21 protein-coding genes and 1 riboswitch are annotated in these 21,114 nt (G+C 46.4%); of the genes, 18 read left to right on the top strand and 3 right to left on the bottom strand.

The genetic code is table 11. The annotated features are described in order from the left end of the window. Positions 1–5: 5 nt before the first annotated feature. The 7 genes from BM210_RS06215 (at position 6) to BM210_RS06185 (ending at position 8,545) form a co-directional block, all read left to right on the top strand. Positions 6–1,013 carry an aldo/keto reductase gene (locus BM210_RS06215; protein ID WP_091165675.1) on the top strand — a complete coding sequence of 336 codons (1,008 nt, stop codon included), beginning with the start codon at positions 6–8 and terminating at the stop codon, positions 1,011–1,013. Between the two features lie 44 nt (positions 1,014–1,057). After that, the gene (locus BM210_RS06210) at positions 1,058–2,053 is read left to right on the top strand and encodes a DUF4432 family protein (RefSeq protein WP_177237658.1); all 996 of its coding nucleotides are present in this window, start codon (positions 1,058–1,060) and stop codon (positions 2,051–2,053) included. A gap of 229 nt (positions 2,054–2,282) precedes the next feature. Continuing rightward, on the top strand, positions 2,283–4,370 hold the full coding sequence (locus BM210_RS06205) for a hypothetical protein (RefSeq protein ID WP_091165670.1): 2,088 nt from the start codon (positions 2,283–2,285) through the stop codon (positions 4,368–4,370). Positions 4,371–4,449: 79 nt separating this feature from the next. Next, entirely contained in the window at positions 4,450–5,691 is a 1,242-nt protein-coding gene (locus BM210_RS06200) for a DUF6807 domain-containing protein (protein ID WP_091165667.1), read from the top strand. 99 nt (positions 5,692–5,790) lie between these two features. Then, entirely contained in the window at positions 5,791–6,882 is a 1,092-nt protein-coding gene (locus tag BM210_RS06195; RefSeq protein WP_091165665.1) for a mandelate racemase/muconate lactonizing enzyme family protein, read from the top strand. Positions 6,883–7,060: 178 nt separating this feature from the next. Beyond that, positions 7,061–7,759: a metal-dependent hydrolase gene (locus BM210_RS06190; RefSeq protein WP_091165663.1), complete on the top strand. Its 699-nt coding sequence runs from the start codon at positions 7,061–7,063 to the stop codon at positions 7,757–7,759. A 330-nt stretch (positions 7,760–8,089) separates the two neighbouring features. Next, positions 8,090–8,545 carry a hypothetical protein gene (locus BM210_RS06185; protein ID WP_091165662.1) on the top strand — a complete coding sequence of 152 codons (456 nt, stop codon included), beginning with the start codon at positions 8,090–8,092 and terminating at the stop codon, positions 8,543–8,545. Between the two features lie 362 nt (positions 8,546–8,907). Here the strand turns inward: BM210_RS06185 and BM210_RS06180 are convergent, their stop codons facing one another. The 3 genes from BM210_RS06180 to greA form a co-directional block, all read right to left on the bottom strand. Then, entirely contained in the window at positions 8,908–10,119 is a 1,212-nt protein-coding gene (locus BM210_RS06180) for an MFS transporter (protein WP_091165660.1), read from the bottom strand. Positions 10,120–10,271: 152 nt separating this feature from the next. After that, positions 10,272–10,922 (bottom strand): hypothetical protein, encoded by a 651-nt coding sequence (locus tag BM210_RS06175; RefSeq protein ID WP_091165657.1) that lies wholly within the window; start codon positions 10,920–10,922, stop codon positions 10,272–10,274. Between the two features lie 199 nt (positions 10,923–11,121). Further along, complete coding sequence (gene greA, locus BM210_RS06170; RefSeq protein ID WP_091165655.1) at positions 11,122–11,595, bottom strand: transcription elongation factor GreA; 474 nt, start codon at positions 11,593–11,595, stop codon at positions 11,122–11,124. Between the two features lie 277 nt (positions 11,596–11,872). Between greA and BM210_RS06165 the strand changes: the two genes are divergently transcribed. From BM210_RS06165 to BM210_RS06115, 11 genes are all read left to right on the top strand, one after another. Next, positions 11,873–12,547: an MBL fold metallo-hydrolase gene (locus BM210_RS06165; protein ID WP_091165653.1), complete on the top strand. Its 675-nt coding sequence runs from the start codon at positions 11,873–11,875 to the stop codon at positions 12,545–12,547. A gap of 213 nt (positions 12,548–12,760) precedes the next feature. Beyond that, positions 12,761–12,951, top strand: a riboswitch (cobalamin riboswitch). 142 nt (positions 12,952–13,093) lie between these two features. Next, positions 13,094–13,861 (top strand): energy-coupling factor ABC transporter permease, encoded by a 768-nt coding sequence (locus BM210_RS06160; protein WP_091166156.1) that lies wholly within the window; start codon positions 13,094–13,096, stop codon positions 13,859–13,861. Further along, positions 13,858–14,142 carry an energy-coupling factor ABC transporter substrate-binding protein gene (locus BM210_RS06155; RefSeq protein WP_091165650.1) on the top strand — a complete coding sequence of 95 codons (285 nt, stop codon included), beginning with the start codon at positions 13,858–13,860 and terminating at the stop codon, positions 14,140–14,142. The genes BM210_RS06160 and BM210_RS06155 overlap by 4 nt, the downstream gene beginning before the upstream one ends. Beyond that, positions 14,139–14,939 (top strand): cobalt ECF transporter T component CbiQ, encoded by an 801-nt coding sequence (gene cbiQ / locus BM210_RS06150; RefSeq protein WP_091165648.1) that lies wholly within the window; start codon positions 14,139–14,141, stop codon positions 14,937–14,939. The genes BM210_RS06155 and cbiQ overlap by 4 nt, the downstream gene beginning before the upstream one ends. Positions 14,940–14,944: 5 nt before the next feature. Continuing rightward, positions 14,945–15,781: an energy-coupling factor ABC transporter ATP-binding protein gene (locus BM210_RS06145; RefSeq protein WP_091165647.1), complete on the top strand. Its 837-nt coding sequence runs from the start codon at positions 14,945–14,947 to the stop codon at positions 15,779–15,781. A 276-nt stretch (positions 15,782–16,057) separates the two neighbouring features. Beyond that, positions 16,058–16,450 (top strand): hypothetical protein, encoded by a 393-nt coding sequence (locus tag BM210_RS06140; protein WP_091165644.1) that lies wholly within the window; start codon positions 16,058–16,060, stop codon positions 16,448–16,450. 184 nt (positions 16,451–16,634) lie between these two features. Continuing rightward, positions 16,635–17,318: an ABC transporter ATP-binding protein gene (locus BM210_RS06135; protein ID WP_371263430.1), complete on the top strand. Its 684-nt coding sequence runs from the start codon at positions 16,635–16,637 to the stop codon at positions 17,316–17,318. 17 nt (positions 17,319–17,335) lie between these two features. After that, a complete protein-coding gene (locus BM210_RS06130) occupies positions 17,336–18,556 on the top strand; it encodes an ABC transporter permease (protein WP_177237657.1) in 1,221 nt (406 codons plus the stop codon). A 128-nt stretch (positions 18,557–18,684) separates the two neighbouring features. Then, positions 18,685–19,257 carry a TetR/AcrR family transcriptional regulator gene (locus BM210_RS06125; RefSeq protein WP_091166152.1) on the top strand — a complete coding sequence of 191 codons (573 nt, stop codon included), beginning with the start codon at positions 18,685–18,687 and terminating at the stop codon, positions 19,255–19,257. Between the two features lie 81 nt (positions 19,258–19,338). Further along, complete coding sequence (locus tag BM210_RS06120) at positions 19,339–20,202, top strand: oxidoreductase (protein ID WP_091165639.1); 864 nt, start codon at positions 19,339–19,341, stop codon at positions 20,200–20,202. 145 nt (positions 20,203–20,347) lie between these two features. After that, positions 20,348–21,067, top strand: coding sequence for an NAD-dependent epimerase/dehydratase family protein (locus BM210_RS06115; protein ID WP_256223259.1), 720 nt, complete (start codon positions 20,348–20,350; stop codon positions 21,065–21,067). The last annotated feature ends 47 nt before the right edge of the window (positions 21,068–21,114 follow it).

Here is a 21,114-nt window from a genome sequence, read left to right as displayed (position 1 = left end):
GAACTGTGAAATACGGTTACTTGGGAAAGTCGGGCTTAAGGGTAAGCCGGTTGTGTCTAGGTACAGCAGCCTTTGGTTCATTACCAACAAAAGAAGGGGAATACGGAAGTATTCCAGAGCAGGAAGCCTTTAAAATTATGGATGCAGCGTTGGATGCTGGCATTAATTTTTTTGATACCGCTAACGTATATGGCGGTATCGGCCACCGCGGCAGAGCCGAGGAAATTATTGGCCGCTGGTTCGCGCAGGGCGGCAATCGCCGTGAACGGGTCGTGCTGGGTACAAAGGTTGGCCGTGTTTTTGAGCAGGATGTGCTGGACGGCCCCAATAAGGAGCAGGGTCTTTCTCTGTACAAAATCCGCCGTCATATCGAAGCATCGCTGAAAAGACTGCAAACCGATCACATCGAGCTGTACCAAATGCATCATGTGGATCGTCATGTACAATGGGAAGAATTGTGGGAAGCCTTCGAAGGTCTCGTCCGGTCAGGCAAGGTGGATTATATCGGCTCCTCCAATTTTGCCGGAAGAGACTTGACACGTGCCCAAGCGGCTGCCAAGGAGCGGCATTTTATGGGACTCGTATCCGAACAGCATGGGTACAACCTGTTGAACCGATTTCCGGATACAGATACGCTGCCGACCGCCAAGGAGCTTGGTATCGGCATTACAATATGGAGCCCACTGGCGAGAGGGTTGCTGGCAACGGATGTCAGCAAGACGCTCACTCGGCCGTTGACGGATGATGCACGAATGCTGCTGGAAGCCCATCGTTCGCAAATGGAGCTATTCTCAGCTCTATGCAGAGAGCTAGGAGAGCAGGAGGCTAACATTTCCTTAGCGTGGCTGCTGGCCAATCCGGCAATAACCGCTCCTGTGATCGGCCCAAGCAGTGTCCGTGAGCTTGAACAGTCGCTGCGTTCCGCCGAAATTGAGCTGGACGATTCGACAATGAAACGTCTTGACGAGATTTTCCCAGCGACACGAGAGTTGTCGATGTTTAAACATACGTGACCATTTGTATCAAAAATGGTATGTTAACAAGGAGGGATCTGAACTTGTCCAATAGCTCTCGATGCACGATTCGTGAATCATTTATTTCTACAATTAAGACAGTCACCTTGGAAAACGAATTGCTGCGGATTCGTATCCTAATCAGTAAGGGGGCCGATATATTTGAGTTCATTTATAAGCCGTTAGATATGGACATTCTTTTGAAGACGAACAACGGGCTTGATGTGTTTGAGCATAGAAACCTGACCGAGCAAAGATTGAAATCTTATTCAGAGCTGTTTACGGGCGGCTGGCAGGACTGTCTCCCCCATCGGGCGAGATATTTGGACCTGGATATTACTCAGGACACAGGCGGTATCGCTGCGACGGTCCCTTGGGATTATGAGATTGAACAAGATACGGCTGATTGCGCCAGTATTCGCTGTTACGTACAACTACCTGACGTTCCACTGCTTGTCGAAAAGATATTTAAGGTAAAGCAGGGGGATTCGCGTCTATATGTGCAGCAGCGAATTCACAATAAGGGAACAGCAGCGGTACAATATACATGGACGCAGCATGCGGCCTTCGGTGGTCAGTTTCTTGATGAACGCGTGTACATTGAATTTCCAGATTGTATCGCATTTCATGCAAGGCAATATGACAGTGCTTACAAAAACGAGCTGAGCCGATTCGAAGAACCGATTAATCGGATCACGTTACCTGATGGTACGCTCAGAAACATACAGGAAGTGCTTCCAAGGGCTGCTAATGAGCAAATATTTACGGTACTGACGCATATTCAGGAGCCTTGGGTGAAGCTGATTAGTAGGGATAAGAAAGTGGGCGTTCAACTCCGCTGGGAGCTGGATGCTTTTCCATTTATCCGCTACTGGAGCAACAATGTCGAGGATATGTATACGATCGGCATCGAGCCTTCCAATGATGCGTTTGCCAATTTTGATCACTCATTGGAGCACGGTACTTATCGCGAGCTGCAGCCTGACCAGGCTTATGCCACCGAATATTCCTGTGAAATTTTTGAAACCTATATAAGATGAACCAAAGAAACATACAGCCCAAGCGGAGAAAGCGGATCCTTCTGGAGAAACGAAGTGTTCACCTTTGCTGACGGATTCTTACCCCTATAGGGCCAAGAATACAAAGAATCTGGCTGCAATAGTGATTGGAAGAAGGGTCTGCTTTCGCAGCTCCTCCCTGCTGTACGAATGTTTGGTTCATCTTATATAGCCGTTTAACCACAACATGATTGAAGGGAGATATCATCAAATGGCCATCACCATAGCGTTTCGAACATCCTCGCCTCAAGTAAGCTTTGCTGTCGGTAAGTTAAAGGAAGCAATTCAGGCAGTAGGGGAAATCTATGAAACCGGAGAGCTGAATCAGCCGGGACCTATACATATTGCCATCACCAGCTCGGAGGAAGAAGCTGTTCTGCTCGGTTTGGCAGTGGATGCGTCCGTGCTTGCGGAAGGTTTCGAAATACGCCGTTACCTGCATCAAGGCAAGCAAGCACTTGCTGTCCTGGCTCGTGATGAGTCAGGTGCGATGTATGGCGTATTGGAGCTTGCCGAACAGCTTCGTGATCATGTTGAACTATCCCTTATTCCTGAATGTATCACGAATCCCAGATTGGCATTTCGAGCACTTAAATTTAATCTTCCCTGGTCCAGCTACAGGATGAATGAATGCTTTGATTTACAGCATGAGACTGTTCGCGATCTCGGCTTTTGGCAAAGCTTTCTCGATATGATGGCACAGAACCGCTACAATGTGCTAACCCTGTGGAACCTTCACCCATTTCCATATATGATCAGGTCGGTTCATTATCCGAAGGCAACTCCTTTTTCCGATGAGGAATTAGCGGAGTGGAAGCAGTATTGGTCCTCATTGTTTCGGATGGCCAAGGAGCGCGGCATTGAGACGTATATGATTAACTGGAATATTTTTGTATCAGAAGCGTTTAAAGAGCATTATGATCCGCTTGCTGTGGATGATCTGCAATTTTATTATGGTGATGCTTATTCAACCGAGCAGATTAAACAGTATACACGTGAAAGCGTTACCCAGATGATTGACGAGTATCCCGATTTGGCAGGACTTGGCATCTCTCTCGGAGAAAGAATGGACGACATGGCTCCCGAGGCGAGGCAAACGTGGATTGAGGAAGTTTATTATGAAGGCATGAAAAACGCCAGCAGACCTGTGAAATTTATTCACCGTGCGCCGTTTTCCGTAGACCCTCTAATAACAAGAACCTCGATTGAGCAAAATGGATTTTTGCCTGAGCCGGTCTGGGTTGAGGTCAAGTTCAACTGGTCTCACGCTTACTCGTCCTCGAAGCTGCTGCTGACACATGGTGGCTCCAAGGGCATGGAGGGCTACTGGAACCCACCGCCGACCAACTACAAAATTACGTGGATGATCCGCAATGAAGACTTTTTCACGCTTCGCTGGGCGCAGCCTGATTTTATCAGGGAGCATTTGGCAGAAAATATTCACGACTATGTAGGTGGTTATTATGTGGGGTCGGAATGCTTTATACCCGCAAAGGATTATTCCCATGTGGAGGACAGTCCGCAAATGAGCTGGACCTACGCTTTCGAGAAGCATTGGCTGTATTACATGCTTTGGGGCCGATTGTTATACGATCCTTCCACACCGGATACGGTATTTCAGAACGCGATCAGTCAACGTTATGGGGAATCGGCAGGCAAGCACTTGCTTGGAGCCTTTTCATCCGTTTGTAAAATGCCGATGGCACTTGGTTCCTTTTTCTCGTTTACGTGGGATTTCACTTTATATGCAGAAGGCTTTATTGCGACTAATCGGGATGAGTACAATTCGGGAGAGGCGTTTATTTCCTTGAAGGATCTACTGGAAAGTAAGACCTTTGATCCTGCGTACTTATCGCTGCGCGATTATGCGGATCGTTGGCTGAACGACCAATCAATGGAAGGCTTGGTCACACCACTGCAATTGGCTGATACGTTGGAGGCGGATGCCCGACAAGGGCTGCAGGCACTGTCTGTAATTGCCGATTCGACACCCGGACTGAATTCAGAAACAGCTGACGTTGAGGCATGGGCGCACCTCAGTCTTTATTTTGCAGCCAAGCTGAGAGCAGGTGTCTGTTATGCCTTATATGAGAAAACCGGTAAAGAGAATGATCGCAGGAACGCACAGCATTGGCTAGAAGAACCTTACGCTGCGAAGCATTGGGAAGATCTGATCGATGCCACTAAATCCCGTTATAAGGAGCAGCCATTAATGCATCTGGGGGACACCCCATTTAGCTGGGAGCTGTTTCGCCCGCAAGTTGCAAAAGATATTGCATTTGTTAGCGGAAGTCAGTAAGCATGGATCAGGGAAACAAAGGTCATAGCTGTGCGCCCAAAGCGTAACCTATACAAGTAAACGGAGGCTGATTATCATAATGTCGATTGATTTCAAAGTCAGGCTGATGCCTAATGCCAATAGGCTGCTCCCCTCAGTAACCCGCTTGGAGCTTGATGCTTCAACGTATCAACAGCTCAAAGAGTGGTCTGGGGAAATGGATATTTTGTTGCAGGAGGAAGCTTCAGGGTTGGAATTTCCGTGTCAATTAAATAGTCAATCCATGTCCGCGACACCGGAGCGTACTGGCACGGAGCATGCGCTGTATGTCTTGATCAAGGAATGGTCAGCAGACAGACTTACGTCAGAATTAAGATTGGTCTTTACTAAAAAAGCAAGGCAAATCTCTGTTGCCGAGGACCGGATATATAATCCATGGCGGAACACCAATGGGGTTTTTGTCGATCATCAAGAGGAGAATGCAAGGGTAGTAGTGAGCATTGAAGGCAAGCTGGCTACCCGTTATATGTACTCCCCTTTTGTACCTAAGCCTTACTATTACCCACTGATAGGACCGAAAGGCCATACGTTGATTCAGGATGCGCCGGATGATCATCTGCATCACCACGGTTTGTGGTGGGGACATGATGATGTCAACGGACATAAGGCGTACCATGAATTCCGCCGAGAAGGACGGCAAACCCACCGCAAGTTTTTGGCGCTGTTTGGAGGTCCTGTTTTTGGACAAATTACATCGATTGTAGATTGGCTGGATGAAGACGGCGGGCTTCTTCTGCAGGAGACGCGAAGTGTCCGCATTTATAATTTACCTAGGGAGTCCAGATATCTGGATATTCATACTTCGCTTCATGCGGTAAACGGAGAAGTGGTTTTCGGCAGCACCAAAGAAGGAGGCTTCCCGTTCATTCGGGTCAATGAGCAAATTAACGGCTTCCATACCGGATTGTTAACGGCTGCTAGCGGAAATACCAAGGAAAAAGGCATTTTTGGAACAGTGACGGAATGGGTCGATTACAGCGGCAAGCTGGTTAATGTGGACTGGGACAACGGCATTCCCAGCAAATCGCTCATCGATGCAGGAATCACGATGTTTGTACACCCAGATAATGAAGCGTACGCATCACAATGGTTTGTGAGGGATTCGGGGGCCTTTACATCGGCCAACTTTCATTTCTCCGGAGGGAAGACTCTGCAGGGTGGCGATAGTTTAAGCATACAGCAGCGGATTTACGTGCATGAAGGTGATGTACTGAGCGGTCAAGTGAAGGAGCGGTATCAGGAATTTATCGAGCCTTTAGCGATTGAAATCGTCACTTCGTAAGCTAATCTTTCATTCATGATCAATCAAAGATCATAGTTTATGGACTCATCCATCCATCATCAACCATTCATTTATTATCTAAAATGGGAGGCAAACACTTTGAAAATCAAAAGCATAGAAAGCTTTTCCACACAGCATATCGGGATAGTCCGTGTACGGACTGAGGACGGATTGGAGGGATACGGTCAGTTCGCTCCATATCAAGCTGACATCTCGGCAATGGTGCTGCATCGGCAGGTCGCTCCCTATGCGCTGGGATCGGATGCCAATGACATTGATGGTTTGGTAGACCGCGTCGTTACAGGCGAGCATAAATTTCCAGGTTCCTATATTTGCCGGGCGGTCGGAGGCCTGGATACGGCTCTGTGGGATTTGCGCGGCAAGCGGGAAGAGAAAAGCGTCTGCGAGCTGTTGGGAGGCAAGCCGCGGCTGCTTCCGGTATATGGATCGAGCATGAAGCGCAGCATTACTCCCGAGGAAGAGGCGGGGCGGCTTCTGCGGCTTCAGGACAAGCATGGATACGAAGCATTCAAAATCCGTATCGGGGAAAACTTCGGTAACGACGTTGATCACTGGCCGGGACGCACTGAAGCCATGATCCCAACTATTCGGAAAGCTTTGGGTGACAAAACGATCATCCATGCCGATGCCAACAGCGGGTTCACACCGAAACGGGCTATTGAGGTCGGTCGCATGCTGGAGCAATATAACTATGGGCACTTCGAAGAGCCATGCCCGTATCCGGAATTGGAATGGACCGCGGAGGTTGCTGCCGCTTTAACGATCCCAGTGTCCGGCGGTGAACAGGACACCGATTTAGCACAATTCAGACGGATGATCGCCATGAAAGCTGTGGATATTGTGCAGCCGGATATTTGTTACGCGGGTGGAATTAGCCGTACACTCCAGGTTGCCAAAATGGCAGAGGCTGCAGGAATTCCTTGCACGCCGCACGCCGCTAATTTGTCGATGGTTACCGTATTTACGCTCCATTTGATTGGAGCCCTGCCAAATGGGGGCCCGTATGTTGAGTTCAGTATTGAAGAGCCAGGTTGGGCAAAGGGCTTTTATGAAACGTTTTTGGAGGTTAAGGACGGAAAGGTAGCAATTCCTGACGGACCGGGTTGGGGCGTTACCTTCAACCAGGAATGGATGGATAAAGCACAGTATCAGATCAGTAGGAAGGAATAGGTGGGAATTCGAAACGGACAACGATAGAATTGCAAGCAATGTTGCAAATTGCTGCTTTTTTATGTCACAATTAAGATGGATTGGTGGAAGCAAACTGGTAATGATATACAGGGCGCGAATGACGTGATCCAAGTCCGATTTAGCCAATCAAATCGAAATCAAGAGGAGTCGAGATCCGATGCAAATCATTTACCATGGACATTCTGCCATTCAGATCATTACCAACGGAAAGTCTTTAATTATCGATCCTTTTCTCAGCGGCAATCCGTTGGCGACTGCCAAGCCAGAGGATATTAAGGTCGATGCGGTTCTTCTGACGCATTCCCATATCGATCATATATTGGATGCCGAGCCGATTGCAAAAGCCAATGATTGTTCTGTTGTGGCAAACGTGGAGCTGGCAGCCTACATGTCCTGGAAGGGTGTAAAAACGATAGGAATGAACATGGGTGGAACCGTCGATCTGGGATTTGCAAAAGCGAAGATGGTCCAGGCATTTCATACATCGGGTATCGTTGATGAAGAAAATAAACAGATTTTGTACGGGGGAACTCCTGGCGGATATTTGATCTATGCGGAAGGCTTAACGATACTGCATGCCGGAGATACCGCATTGTTCGGCGATATGAAGCTGATCGGCGACCGTAATCAGATCGATGTCGCTTTGGTTCCGATTGGCGACCACTATACGATGGGACCTGAGGATGCTTTACAGGCTGCAGAATGGTATAACGCGAAGCTGGTCGTTCCGATACATTATAATTCATTCCCTGCTATTAGGCAGGATGCCGAAGCATTCGTATCCTTATTGGGTACACGCGGACTGAAGGGCAAGGTTGTAGCCCCGGGAGAAACACTCGAGGTAGCTGGGGCATAATAGCAAATAGATGAGCATGGTGATATACAGCTGGCATGATCAGCTAAAGCATCCATATACATCTATTCGCTAGCATTTATACGCATTTACATAATGACAGTTGAGAACATGATTCATGTTCCCGACTGTCATTTTTTGTTGACTGGAAATCGTCCAATAAATTAGACCGTTATCCCTTGCGAATTGAATTTTAATGTTAATTTAAGGAAAAATATAGCTGAAAATCAGCTGGATTTCATTTACTATTCAGGTTGGAATTTTATTCTTAATGCATAAGGAATAGGCAATTCCTTTCTCGGTTGACACTATATAGACAAGGTGGAGAGAGCCATGAGCAGATGGAAGCAAAGTGTTATGGCAGGAACAGTAGCGGCGGCATTACTGGTTGGAGGATTTGGCAGTTCGTTCACTCAGCAAGTGTTTGCTGATGATGACATCGAGGATGCATGGGTAGCAGGAACGGTTGATACGTCAATTCCCGCAGCTGAACGGGCTGACTTAAAGCTGAATCAAATCATTATTCTGGCATCCTCTATATTGGATATCGATAATAGTGATTTGCAAGAGGAGCTGCATGATGGGAAGTCTCTGGCTGACGTAGCCATGCAGCAAACGAACGAATCCGCGAATTTTACGAGTAAACTCGTGAGCCTTGTGGAAGCGCCGATCAACAAGAGTTTAAATGACGGCAAAATCACGTCCGAGGAAGCGACTGCATTGCTGAAATCTACAACGGATGAGGTTACTCACATCGTCAATCAGCCCGGCTATGAGGAAAAGGCGTAAAGATTAATATATCGGATTCGAAGTGTTTCACATCCAGATAATCAGGGTAATGAAAAGTAGTGGGAAGTGGTAATAAAAAGTCAAACTTCGAACGGAAGAAACATGATTCTATGTCAATCCGAAAGGCAGTTGATTTACCATGAGCTCTCTTAAAAGGATGAAACGATCGAGATGGTTTCGATTGTTTTCCGGTCAAATTCCCTAGCAATTGGAAACTTGAGTATCCTGTGGTTAACTGAAAACCGAGAAGTGAAATGAATACAACGCTTATTTACAATTGAACGGACACAATCGCTTCCCACGTCATATAAGACCCTACGATGCATGCATCGTAGGGTCTTCGCTGTGGAACAGGAGGGCTGTTATTGAACCGAAACCAATTGTTGTTTCCGCTTTTCCAGACTGAAGCTGAGGATGACACCTATAAAAGCAAGGGCGGCAAGGGCGGCCGCGAGCCACGGTACGGAATTGAGACCCATATACGTTATCATCACGCCACCTAGATAGGCTCCGCTCGCATTGCCTAAATTCAAGGCAGAATGACTTGAGGTTGTAGCCAGCAGTGGGGCTTCATGAGCCAGATTCATAATTCGAATCTGGATGCCGGGCATAATACCGAACGCCGCGATTCCCCAGAGAAAGATGGTAATGACGGCTAGCACGGGATTCCATAGCGTAACGGTCAATAGCGATAAAATGACGGCCAGCACAGCAAAGTTAATCATTAAAGTAGGCATGAGCTTCCAGTCGGCAAGCCTGCCGCCAAGCATATTGCCAATCGTTACTCCACAACCGAATAAAACCAAAATCCAGGTTACACTATGCTCGGCAAAGCCGCTGATTGTTTCCAGCATAGGCGTGATATAGGTGAATACGGAAAACAAGCTTGCACATCCGAGCGCGCCCGTCAACAGCACCAGCAGTACCTGGGGATTCATTAGACTGCGGAACTCCTTAGCAAGACTTGGTAAATGTTCCTGGCGTATGACGGGAATGAATTTGATTATGCCAATCAAGGAGATGATCCCCATAATGGTAATGGCGCCGAATGAAGCTCTCCAGCCCAATTGCTGGCCAATAAAGGTTCCGAACGGGACACCAATAATATTGGCAATCGTCAACCCGGCTAGCACCATGGATACGGCTCCAGCCCGCTTCTCGGGCGGAACAAGACGAGCGGCGATAATGGATCCGACTCCCAAAAAAGTACCATGGGCAAATGCCGTCATAACCCGAGCGGCTATAAGCAGATAGTACGCCGGAGCCACGACAGACAAGGCGTTACCAATAATGAAAATGCACATGAGTAGAATGAGCAATTTCTTTTGGGGTACCTTATGGGTAAAGACTGTGAGCAGAGGAGCACCGAATGCGACTCCAAGCGCGTAGCTTGTAATAAGCTGCCCAGCCTGAGGGATGGTAACTCCCAGATCATTGGCGACATTAGGGAGAAGACCCATAATGATAAATTCGGTCATGCCAATGGCGAAAGCTCCTGCAGTCAGACATAAGAGAGCTAAAGGAAATCGCCCCTTCTTGGGTGACACTGAAGCTTGATTTAATGCTGAACTCATGGTGTGTACCTCTTCCTGTCCGTAAGTTTCCGCGTCTGCCCTATCTATTTATATGTATAATAGGCAGCGCACAGTAGATTCTCCTGTATGAGTATAGCATCTCTGGCTTGATGCGTTAAGGTGAGAAATTTCGGAAATAAATGAAAATAGGATTATTGCCCGCTTCCGTTTTGTCCTCCTGCATACTGCAGTATAGCAATTGCCGCTCTTTCCCTGCGTTCGGGATCGTCGCAGCAGAGTGCTTCCTTCAACACGCCAAGGGCTTGCTCAAGCGTATCCTCATCAACGCTAATCCTTTGTACAGGCACATTAGCATTAGTATTCTCCGCCATTCTCAAATGATTCGGCAGCCACCTGTCTAACCCGGCTGTCCCTATAGCTTGCTCATAGGGTGAAATAGCTTCCCTATGATTTAACAACGCTTGAACTTCTTTATTCAACTCGCTTCGGGGTATCCGGTTCAACCAGGTAACGCCTCTTCTATGGCACATCCCTTCTTTGATACTGTCGTGCTGCTCAACATAGTAATAATCGCCTACATCCCCGAGATAGACCTCTTGATCATGGGCTACAAGTACATAATCGCCATCCTGCATCATTTGTACAAAACAGCTAATTTCGTTAAGTTGATCGGTTACATTCGAATCGGGTGTTTCACATGCCAGGACCAGTTGCTGCTCAGGTGCGCTGAGATGTTCCAAGTCCCCGATTCCCGGACAGCTTATACTTATAAAGTTATCTTTAAGAAAAAGCGCCATTCGATCAATCCCCCAAGGGTTTGATTTCACTTGAAACAGCTTCATCGGGTGCTCCTCCTAATCCGTTTTTGCTATGATTTCCTGTGTCATTATAGCATACAACGAATGGTAAGCAGCTGAATTTTTGAAAGTTATCGCATACTAAAAATGAGTTGGGAAAATAACCGTTATCAGAAGGTTAAGTGAAAATGAAAAGGCCAGCTAATGAAACGCTGCCCTTGTGGTTATTGCTATTCACTTGTATTTAGTTAGCCCTAATTTCCAGCAGCTCGTATTGAATGACGCCCACAGGTGCATTGACACTAATGATATCGCCAACCTTTTTACCCATGAGAGAACCTCCAAGAGGACTTTCGTAAGAAATTTTATTTTCTGCAACATCAGCCTCGGAAGGACCTACGATTTTATACTCTACTTTTTCTGAGAATTCTACGTCATTCAGAATAACGATGGAACCTACATGTACGGAGGATATGTCCACATTGTCAGCTACTTTGGCTTTCTTAAGCATTCTTTCAATGGTAATAATTCTGGTTTCCATAAACGACTGGTCGTTTTTCGCAGAATGATATTCACTGTTTTCCTTTAGATCGCCATAGCTGATAGCTAATTTAATACGCTCGGCTAATTCTTTACGCTTAACGGTTTTTAAATCCTCAAGTTCGAGCTCCAAATTACGAAGACCTTCTGGTGTTAAAAATATTTCATCTTTTGCCATATCTGCATCCCCTAGACTATCCATTTTCAGATCTGATGATCTTCTTACATCTTACACTATATTCGGCAATCGTGCGAAGAAAGGGCGGATTTATCGTAAATTAAAGAAAACATTACGTAATCATAGTGATAGATGCTGCTAGTGTAAACGACAACACATTGCCTGCGTATCTAGTTTAGGTTAACATTAAATAATCACCAAGGAAACAGTGTATAAGTGATTATCGCACCCCCTTGGAGAAACTGTTCAACCAAATTCTATGATGGAGGTGTAGGAAATGACAGCAGGATCAGGAATTAAAGCTGTGGAGTTGGCAATGAAAGCAGGTGAACATATGTTTGTCGTTCATGCTGCATTACTATGGGACGAGAACGATGGAATTCTAGTAGATACAGGAATCCCGGGTCAGCTGGAAGTGATTCGGAACACGCTTGCTCAGGAAGCAGTTTCTTTTGACAAGCTTACAAAAATCATCATCACTCATCAGGACTTGGATCACATTGGCAGTCTGCCAGATTTGCTCTCTGCTTCAGAGGGACGGATCGAGGTTTTTGCACATGAGCTGACCAAGCCGTATATATTAGGAGAAACCCCGATTATAAAAAGAGGTATCCTTGTTCCGCCCTCCAAGGTTGACGTTACTCTTCAGGACGGTGACGAGCTGCCTTATTGCGGGGGGATACAGGTGATTTTTACACCGGGTCATACACCGGATCATATTAGTCTTTATCATAAGCCGAGTAAAACCTTAATAGCTGGCGATGCGTTGACTTCGAATGACGGTGTGCTAATGCCACCTAACAAAGCGTTTACACCAGATATGGAACAGGCGCTAAGTTCGGTCGGCAAGCTGCTCGATTATGATATTGAGACGGTCATTACATATCATGGCGGTGTTTGCACGGAACGGATTAAGGAGCGACTTGCCGCGATTTCTGCGGGTGAGCAATAATTAGGAAGCGGAATGAGGTCGTCATAACGTCCATGTCCAAATGGTACGTGACTCCCATACAGCGATTCTGAAGATCGGCGGTAATATCCGTCGGTCTTTATTTGTATAGCGTGCGCCGAATGAATGGTGAATGGTGTTATCTTTTAGAAAATTTATGCTACCGAACAGGATAATCATAATGGATATCGAATATAGGGTACTTAACAGCAAATCAATTGCATACATGAATTAGGTGCCCATTAGAAAATAAGGGGTAACAGGGAATCGGGTGCAAATCCCGAGCGGTCCCGCCACTGTATTCGGGGAGTTTTCTTTCATGCAGGTCACTCGGTTATGAATCGGGGAAGACGAAAGAAAATGAAGATCCGAGAGCCAGGAGACCTACCTAATTTATTCACCCGAAAGCCTTCGCGGAAAGGAGTGGTGTACGGACGTTGAAACGGTGATCCAACTGGATCCTGTTTTATATTGTGATGTACCCATGACCAATTCTAAAGGATTGGTTTTTTTATGTTTGCTTATTATAAGAAAGTGAGGATTCACACAATGAAATCAAAAAAGATGTTTCGAGCTTTACTAGTGGTTGTGGCATTTACCCTGTATTTTTTAATTAACGAGCCTCAATCAGCCTATGCGATGCACATTATGGAGGGATTCCTTCCGTTAGGTTGGGCCGTGTTTTGGTGGGTGGTGTTCATCCCCTTCTTCATACTCGGATTACGCGCCTTGATCAAAATAAACAAGGAAACACCGGAGCTGAAAATTATGCTCGGTCTGGCGGGCGCCTTTACCTTCGTGTTGTCGGCCCTCAAGATCCCATCGGTGACGGGAAGCAGTTCGCATCCAACGGGGACAGGCTTGGGTGCAGTAATGTTCGGGCCGCTGCCGATGAGTGTACTCGGATCTATCGTATTGTTGTTTCAAGCATTATTGCTGGCACACGGTGGCTTGACGACATTGGGTGCGAATGCATTTTCTATGGCGGTGGCTGGACCTATGGTAGGATACGTCATTTATAAATGGCTGATGAAAACAACCGGCAAGCAAAAGCTGGCTATATTCTCGGCTGCAGCCTTAGCCGATTTGTCCACCTATGTGGTCACGTCGATTCAATTGGCGGTGGCTTTTCCTGCGGAAAATGGCGGATTTCTGGCTTCGTTTGTTAAATTCGGCGGTGTGTTTGCCATCACCCAAATTCCGCTGGCTATCAGTGAAGGACTTCTTACCGTATTGATATGGAACTGGCTGCAGGCTTATAGCTCAGAGGAGCTGTCCATTCTGCAGCGTAAAATGAAAGGAGTGAAACAGCCGTGACAAGCCGCACGAAAAATATACTTATGCTGACAGCTGTAGTGCTGTTAGCGGTTCTCCCGCTGATTCTGGTCAATGGTGAATTTGGCGGTGCGGACGATGCAGCCGAAAAAATCATCACTGAGCTTCACCCTGGCTACAAGCCGTGGTTCTCGTCACTTGTTGAGCCACCACCAGAAACGGAAAGCATGCTGTTTGCTCTTCAGGCTGCCATCGGGGCAGGCTTCATAGGGTATGCGATTGGCTGGTTCAAGGGTAAATCGGTAAAGCCGAATAAGCAATGATCAAGCTGATTGATACGTTATCCTATAAGAACAGGCTGCGATCCGTGTCTCCCATGTGGAAGTGCGGTTTCGCTGCCGTATTGTTCATAGGTTCATACTTGTCTCAGCCGGTTGTACAGCTCTGTCTTGCAGGCTGGATGCTCGTGTGGACGGTACTCTATGCCCGAATCCCTTTACAATCCTATATCCTCCTAATAGGGATTCCCGGATTGTTTTATGTGACCAGCCTTCCGGCAATTATGGTCGAGATCAGTATGCAGTCTAGAGATTCGATTGCGGTGATAAGTACGAATCATGTTCTTTTCACAATATTGAATTGGACATTGTATATATCGGAAGCAGGCTTGCATCAAGCGGGCTATTTATTTGCCAGAGTCTTTGCCTGTATATCCTGTCTTACCTTTGTGATGCTGACAACGCCTATGTCTGAGCTGTTTCAGGTGATGAAGAAGCTGCGAATGCCCGCATTGGTATTGGAAATTATGCTGATCATGTATCGGTTTCTATTTGTGCTGACAGAAACGGCGCAGCACATGTATACGGCACAAAAAGCGCGAGGGGGTCAGTCCGGGTTCCGCGGCAGGCTTAACGATACGGCAATATTGATCGTTCGTTTGTTTGGCAAGACCATGCAGAGATATAAAGCACTGTCCCATGGTTTGATAGCGAGAGGTTTCACAGACGAAATACGGATGGCACCTTATACGGCTCATCCCGTTGCATCCCGTTACCAATGGGAAAGCCGGATCGGGGTTGTTCTCTTATTAGGCTTAGAGCTATGGATTCGTTGGAGGTAACAGTTATGAAATCGATCTTAGAAGCGCGAGATGTAAAATATAGTTATCCAGGTACGGATACTGAAGCCCTTCAGGGACTAAATATGTGTATACCCATGCGTAAGAAAACAGCGATATGCGGACATAATGGTTCCGGTAAATCAACTTTTTTCCTGCAAGCGATCGGTATACACCGACCTGCGGCAGGAGAAATGAGGTGGCATGATTCTCCGCTATCATATCGTCCAGAGGCTCTGAAAAAGCTGCGGCAGCAAATCGGCCTTGTTTTTCAAGATCCCGAGCAGCAGCTGATTTTGAGCACACCGTTCGAGGATATTTCCTATGGATTGCGCAATGCCGGAATGGCTGAGCAGGAAATAACGCGACGAACCCGCTATATGCTGACCGTAATGGGTCTTGAGCATTTGGCGGATAAACCCATTCACCATTTAAGTTTGGGTCAAAAAAAACGTGTGGCTCTTGCCGGAGTGCTTGTGCTTGAGCCCGAGCTGCTGCTGCTGGACGAACCTACCGCTTATCTGGATCGTTTATCTGAGCAGCAGCTGGTTGAAGAGTTGGATCGCATACATGATAACGGTATTACGATCGTGATGGCGACGCATGATATGAATCTGGCCTATTCATGGGCCGATTGGATCCTTGTCATGGATCATGGCCAATGCGTCATGCAAGGCACACCGCATGAGCTGTTCCAGCACGAGGAGCGGATACAGTCGCTTAGTCTGGAACTGCCACTGCTGCTGGAGCTGTGGCAAGCACTTCCTGAATCTGTCCGTAAGGGCGTTATCCCTCCAAGAACGAAGGCGGAATTTAAACGGTTGATCAGTGTGGAGCCCAAATAATATCCACTATTGAATTTTCAATGAACAACCCTTGATTTAATCAAGGGTTGTTCAGCGTGTTTAGAGATACGACATTTCTGAAGAAAAATATGCCAATATCCAAGTACTAATGCATGTCTCCGATAATCTTAAACTGCATTTTATAACTATATAGAATAAAACGTAAAGGTTGTGATCATGATGTCTCAGAGAGTATATGTAAGCGACTCCCATTTTTCGTGCTGCCGTGCAGCTACAGATCTGAAAGTATTAAGCATTGCCGATTTTTAAGCATTGATGCCTCCTGATAATGCAGCAACCGTTGTTCCTGGTGCGGACGTAAGTTTTCCACAAGATGGACCGACGAGTGGAACTGCTATTGCCCGGACTGGAACCAGTACTTTTAACTTGTCCGCGATCGGCACTTATCAGGTCATGTTTCAGGTGAGCGTGACCGAAGCCGGCCAGCTCGTGTTAACTCTCAATGGTACTGAACTAGCGTATACGGTGGTCGGGCGAGCAACAGGTACTTCTCAGATTGTAGGCATGGCTCTTGTGCAAGTGACAGTCATTAATTCACTGATTACGGTACGAAATCCAGCCGTCAATACCACGGCACTTACTATCACTCCACTCGCAGGAGGAGCAACGCCTGTTTCAGCAAATCTTGTTATCACGCAAATCGTCTGACACTTTTGAGTTGAAAACGAAATTTTTTCGGTAATAGATTTCGTTGTCTTCCGTAAGTTCTAAGTAATTTATCTTCATTACTATTGCAAAAGATGATTTATTTGGAAATGTGCATTATAATTTTAGAAGATGCAGGAAGGGACAGTGAAAGCAAGTGGTCGTAGAACGATTAGCAGTGTTGAAAGTGCATATTGAGCAGGCAGGCTACGAAGGTCAATCCGACGTGATCAAGCAAATTCAATTTGATGTGCGGCAAGGTGAGCTTGTCGGTCTGTTAGGTCCAAACGGAGCAGGCAAAAGTACGACGATAAAGAGTATCCTGGGCCTGCTCAAGGATTTTAAAGGAGAAATCACCTTTATGGGTGAAAAGAAAAGCTATGCCTATATACCCGAGCATCCCATACTATATGACGAGCTCACACTCTGGGAGCATATGGAGTTTGCAGCCGCTGTATATGAGCTGGATCGTGACGTATTTCTGGAAAGAGCGGATGATTTGCTGCGCCGCTTCAGGCTGTTGGATGAAAAGCATCACCTGCCAGGCAAATTCTCCAAAGGCATGCAGCAAAAAATCATGCTCATCCTTGGCTTCCTGAACAAGCCGGATGTCTACATAGTGGACGAGCCTTTTATTGGATTGGATCCAAAGGCAATCAAGGATTTCCTCGGCATGCTGGATGACGAACGACAGCGCGGAGCTGGCATCCTGATGAGCACGCATGTGCTGGACACGGCTGAACGGATTTGTACTTCATTTGTGCTTTTATCGGGTGGCAGACTAGTGGCTAACGGAACGCTGCAGGATATTCAGCGGCAATCCGGATTGCCGGATGCGCCCTTATTCGATTGCTTTCACTCCTTGCTATGATGGGGGGGCGCGGCACATTGACGAGCAGCTGGCGACTTTTTGTTCGAAGAGTAGGGTCCGATTGGAGCTATCAATATAAGGCGCTGCGGCTTGCCGTGGACTGGATGGTAGTGTTGTATGTTGTGATTCCTTTGATGCTTGTGGCAGGATATCATTATTGGGCTTGGCTGCACACGCCTCCAACTTGGTTTGATTTGTTTACGTTACCGATGGTTGCTGCGGTATTTTATGTATTTGCCTGGTTAGGAACGATTCGTTATTTTGTTGAGGAGGGAGATCAGCTCTTTCTAAGGCAAAATCAAAGCTGGTTCCGTCATCTGATGGTTCTTGGCTTCAGATATTCCTTGGTTCTGCAAGGTGTGACTACTTTATTGCTGGTTGCTTTGCTGCTTCCTTTGTTATACCAGAACTTCTCCTTTACGGTTGCGGCAATTGCGAACCTGTTTGTTCTGACCTATCTGTTAAAAATTACTCTTGGACTGGCCCGTCAACTGCTTGCGCTTCATCTGTACGGGATCGTTCTTTGGTTATTGCGAATTGTATTGTTCATAGGAGCATTCTTTTTATATGAGGGTATTGTCGCGCATGTAAGCGATTTGCCTATGTACAGCTGGATCGGGATGCTGGTGCTATTGGTGCTGTTTGTGTTTCTGAGCCGAGTAAGGCTTGCACAAAAAGGCGCATTTTTTGCTGATATTGCCAGAGAGAGCGATTCAAGAATGAGGATTGTATCGCTGATGCTGATCCGGGTAGTGAAGCGAAGGATCAGACCGACCCGCAAGTATCCGATATTGTTTGGAAGATCACAACGATTGTTCCGTGGTGCAGGCGCTGCCAGCGGATTGTCCGATTTTTTGGCCAAATCGTATTTTCGCAGCGGTACGCAGTGGAGATTTACCATACAGTTCGCGGTTGTGATGGGTGCCGCCTTGTTTTTTTTACCGGGAACACTCAAGATTGTGATCTGGATCGTGGCTGCTTGTATGTTGGCCTACTGGAGAAAGCGATTCTGCAAAGAGGAGCTGAATGCTTCATTTCTGAAGCTGTTTGACATACAGGATGCGAACAAACATCAAGCACTTCAAGCAGTGACCCCGATTCTGGTGCTGCCGGCGCTGCTGCTCATCAGCTTATTTGCGGGGATTTCCATGTTTACCTGGTGGGGACCGCTGTTGATGCTGGGAGCGGCTGTCCCGCTTGCCTATGGCACATCTTCTGTTTTTACGAGCTGGTACTAGGATATTGATGTAAGCAAACCGTCGCAGGTAGTTAGGTGTTAAATAACAGCCACGGGAGTCGGGATACGAACCGATGATCGGGCTGTTTATCGTTTGACAATAATCGAATGATCGTTTATTATACAGACATGAGACATAAAGATGATAATAAAAACGAAGCGATTTTTCAGGCAACCATTCAGCTTCTGAACGAAATTGGTTTTTCAGACATATCGATGTCCAAGATCGCCAAACGAGCGAATGTATCACCATCAACGATTTACGTATATTTTGAAAATAAGGAGGATATGCTGAAAAAGCTGTATCTGAACGTTAAAGAGAAAATGAGCTTGAAAATGCTCGATGGAATTAACGAAATGACCCCGATTCAAGCAGGATTTGAGTTGTTTATGAGCAACCTGAAGGACTTCGTTCTTGATAATAAAGATTATTTTCTGTTTTTGGAGCAGTTCACGAACTCTCCCTTTATTGAAAGATTATGTCTGGATGAGAGCATCGGGTACTTTAAGCCTATTCTTGATTTTGTTGAAAGAGGTCAGGAGCAGCATATCCTAAAGAAGGTGGATGCCCATCTGCTGCTCATTTATTGTTACTACCCTGTCACACAATTGGCTAAAGAGCATTTTAAAGGTACCTTGGTATTCAATCAGGAAAAACTCAAAGAAATAACTCAAATGAGTTGGGACGCCATCCAAGCGTAGTTATTTCTTTTTTTTATATATAAAAGAACGAATGATCGTTTATTTAAAACTAATCCCCTAACGAAAGTAGGAATGATTCATATGTCGAAAGTATGGTTGATTACAGGAAGCTCTCGTGGACTTGGACGCAGTATTGCCGAAGCCGTTTTGGCGCATGGAGATCAATTGATAGCAACAGCCCGGAGGACCGAGCAGCTAGCCGATCTTGTGGAGCGTTATGGTGACCAGGTTCGTGCTGTAACTCTGGATGTTACTAGCCCAGAGCAAGCTGAAGCAGCTATACAAGCTGCGATTGATGCATTTGGAAGGCTTGATGTGTTGGTTAACAATGCTGGGTATGGCAATATGTCTTCGATCGAGGAAACTTCTCTGGAAGACTTTCACGCCCAGATTGATACTAACCTATGGGGAGTTATTAACGTAACAAAAGCCGCATTGCCTGTTCTGCGAAAGCAAAAATCGGGGCATATCGTACAGATTTCCTCTATCGGCGGACGCGGAGGCTCTCCGGGGCTTGGTGCCTATCAGGCGGCGAAGTGGGCAGTTGAGGGATTTTCGGAGGTTCTGTATAAAGAAGTGACTCCACTTGGGATAAAAGTGACGCTCATCGAACCGGGTGGCTTCCGTACGGACTGGGCAGGCTCCTCGATGAGCCATGTTGAAGCCGGCGAGGACTATTTGGACACCGTAGGTAAATTACAGGAATATATTCGCGTGAAAACGGGTACAGAGCAAGGAGATCCGGCCAAAGGAGCTCAGGCGATCATTACTATCGTAAATGAGGAGAATCCGCCACTTAGGCTTCTGCTGGGCAGTGATGCCGTATATTTGGCAAAAATGATTGATCAGGGCAAGCTCGCCGAGACGGAGAGATGGGAGCAGCTTAGTATTTCTACAGATTATGCCGATTCTTCTTTAAATGAAGCACTTAAGGATCTCCTATAAGAAAAGCTTTTCCTCGAAGCCTGTAAGTGGGAAACACAACCTTTATATTCTGGTATATTATATGTAAACCTTTATCGAGATCTATCAGAGATGAACGACCATGATCTCAATATCCATTAAAGTCTGTAGAAAGCAGGATTGTCATATGCCATCGAACGTCAGCACGTTACACAACAAACCATCTCAAGTGTATAAACCGAAACAGAAAATACGGGTTATTATTACGGGGGTTACCGGCATGGTGGGGGAAGGTGTACTTCATGAATGCCTTTTGCATCCGGATGTCGAGCAGGTATTAGTTATAAATCGGAAGCCATGTGGCTTAACTCATCCTAAGCTAACAGAAATCGTGCATCATGATTTTTATGACCTGACGCCTGTCGAGGCCCAATTACAAAACTATAATGCCTGCTTTTTTTGTCTGGGTGTTTCCTCAGTTGGAATGAAAGAAGCAGATTACGAGCGAGTGACGTATCAACTTACGATGCATGTGGCGGAAATGCTTTCCCGACTGAATCCCGATATGACCTTTTGCTATGTAACTGGAACGGGGACTGACAGCTCAGAGCAAGGAAGAAGTATGTGGGCCAGAGTGAAAGGTAAAACGGAAAATCATCTGCTGCAGCTGCCGTTTAAAAAAGCTTACATGTTCCGACCAGGCTATATACATCCGACCAAGGGCCTCAAGAATGCGCATCCTTCTTATTCCTGGCTGTCGTGGTTGTATCCTCCTCTTAAGCGCCTGTTCCCCAATCATCTAATCACGTTGAGGGAACTCGGGATAGCCATGATTCATACGGTGAATACAGACTATGAGCGATCCGTTTTGGAGGTTAAGGATATCTTGAAGCTAGCTGAAGGCTGATGATTAGCTTATAATTAGGTGTAACTCATTTTCTTCATTAACTCTCG

Source organism: Paenibacillus sp. 1_12, assembly GCF_900114475.1.
Lineage (GTDB): Bacteria > Bacillota > Bacilli > Paenibacillales > NBRC-103111 > Paenibacillus_S.
This window is presented reverse-complemented; position numbering and strand designations above follow the sequence as displayed.

Coding starts and splice junctions, on each gene's coding strand:
- BM210_RS06205 (WP_091165670.1), top strand. CDS start 2,283: ATGGCCATCACCATAGCGTTTCGAACATCCTCGCCTCAAGTAAGCTTT.
- BM210_RS06200 (WP_091165667.1), top strand. CDS start 4,450: ATGTCGATTGATTTCAAAGTCAGGCTGATGCCTAATGCCAATAGGCTG.
- BM210_RS06190 (WP_091165663.1), top strand. CDS start 7,061: ATGCAAATCATTTACCATGGACATTCTGCCATTCAGATCATTACCAAC.
- BM210_RS06185 (WP_091165662.1), top strand. CDS start 8,090: ATGAGCAGATGGAAGCAAAGTGTTATGGCAGGAACAGTAGCGGCGGCA.
- BM210_RS06180 (WP_091165660.1), bottom strand. CDS start 10,119: ATGAGTTCAGCATTAAATCAAGCTTCAGTGTCACCCAAGAAGGGGCGA.
- BM210_RS06175 (WP_091165657.1), bottom strand. CDS start 10,922: ATGAAGCTGTTTCAAGTGAAATCAAACCCTTGGGGGATTGATCGAATG.
- greA (WP_091165655.1), bottom strand. CDS start 11,595: ATGGCAAAAGATGAAATATTTTTAACACCAGAAGGTCTTCGTAATTTG.
- BM210_RS06165 (WP_091165653.1), top strand. CDS start 11,873: ATGACAGCAGGATCAGGAATTAAAGCTGTGGAGTTGGCAATGAAAGCA.
- BM210_RS06160 (WP_091166156.1), top strand. CDS start 13,094: ATGAAATCAAAAAAGATGTTTCGAGCTTTACTAGTGGTTGTGGCATTT.
- cbiQ (WP_091165648.1), top strand. CDS start 14,139: ATGATCAAGCTGATTGATACGTTATCCTATAAGAACAGGCTGCGATCC.
- BM210_RS06145 (WP_091165647.1), top strand. CDS start 14,945: ATGAAATCGATCTTAGAAGCGCGAGATGTAAAATATAGTTATCCAGGT.
- BM210_RS06140 (WP_091165644.1), top strand. CDS start 16,058: ATGCCTCCTGATAATGCAGCAACCGTTGTTCCTGGTGCGGACGTAAGT.
- BM210_RS06125 (WP_091166152.1), top strand. CDS start 18,685: ATGAGACATAAAGATGATAATAAAAACGAAGCGATTTTTCAGGCAACC.
- BM210_RS06120 (WP_091165639.1), top strand. CDS start 19,339: ATGTCGAAAGTATGGTTGATTACAGGAAGCTCTCGTGGACTTGGACGC.
- BM210_RS06115 (WP_256223259.1), top strand. CDS start 20,348: ATGCCATCGAACGTCAGCACGTTACACAACAAACCATCTCAAGTGTAT.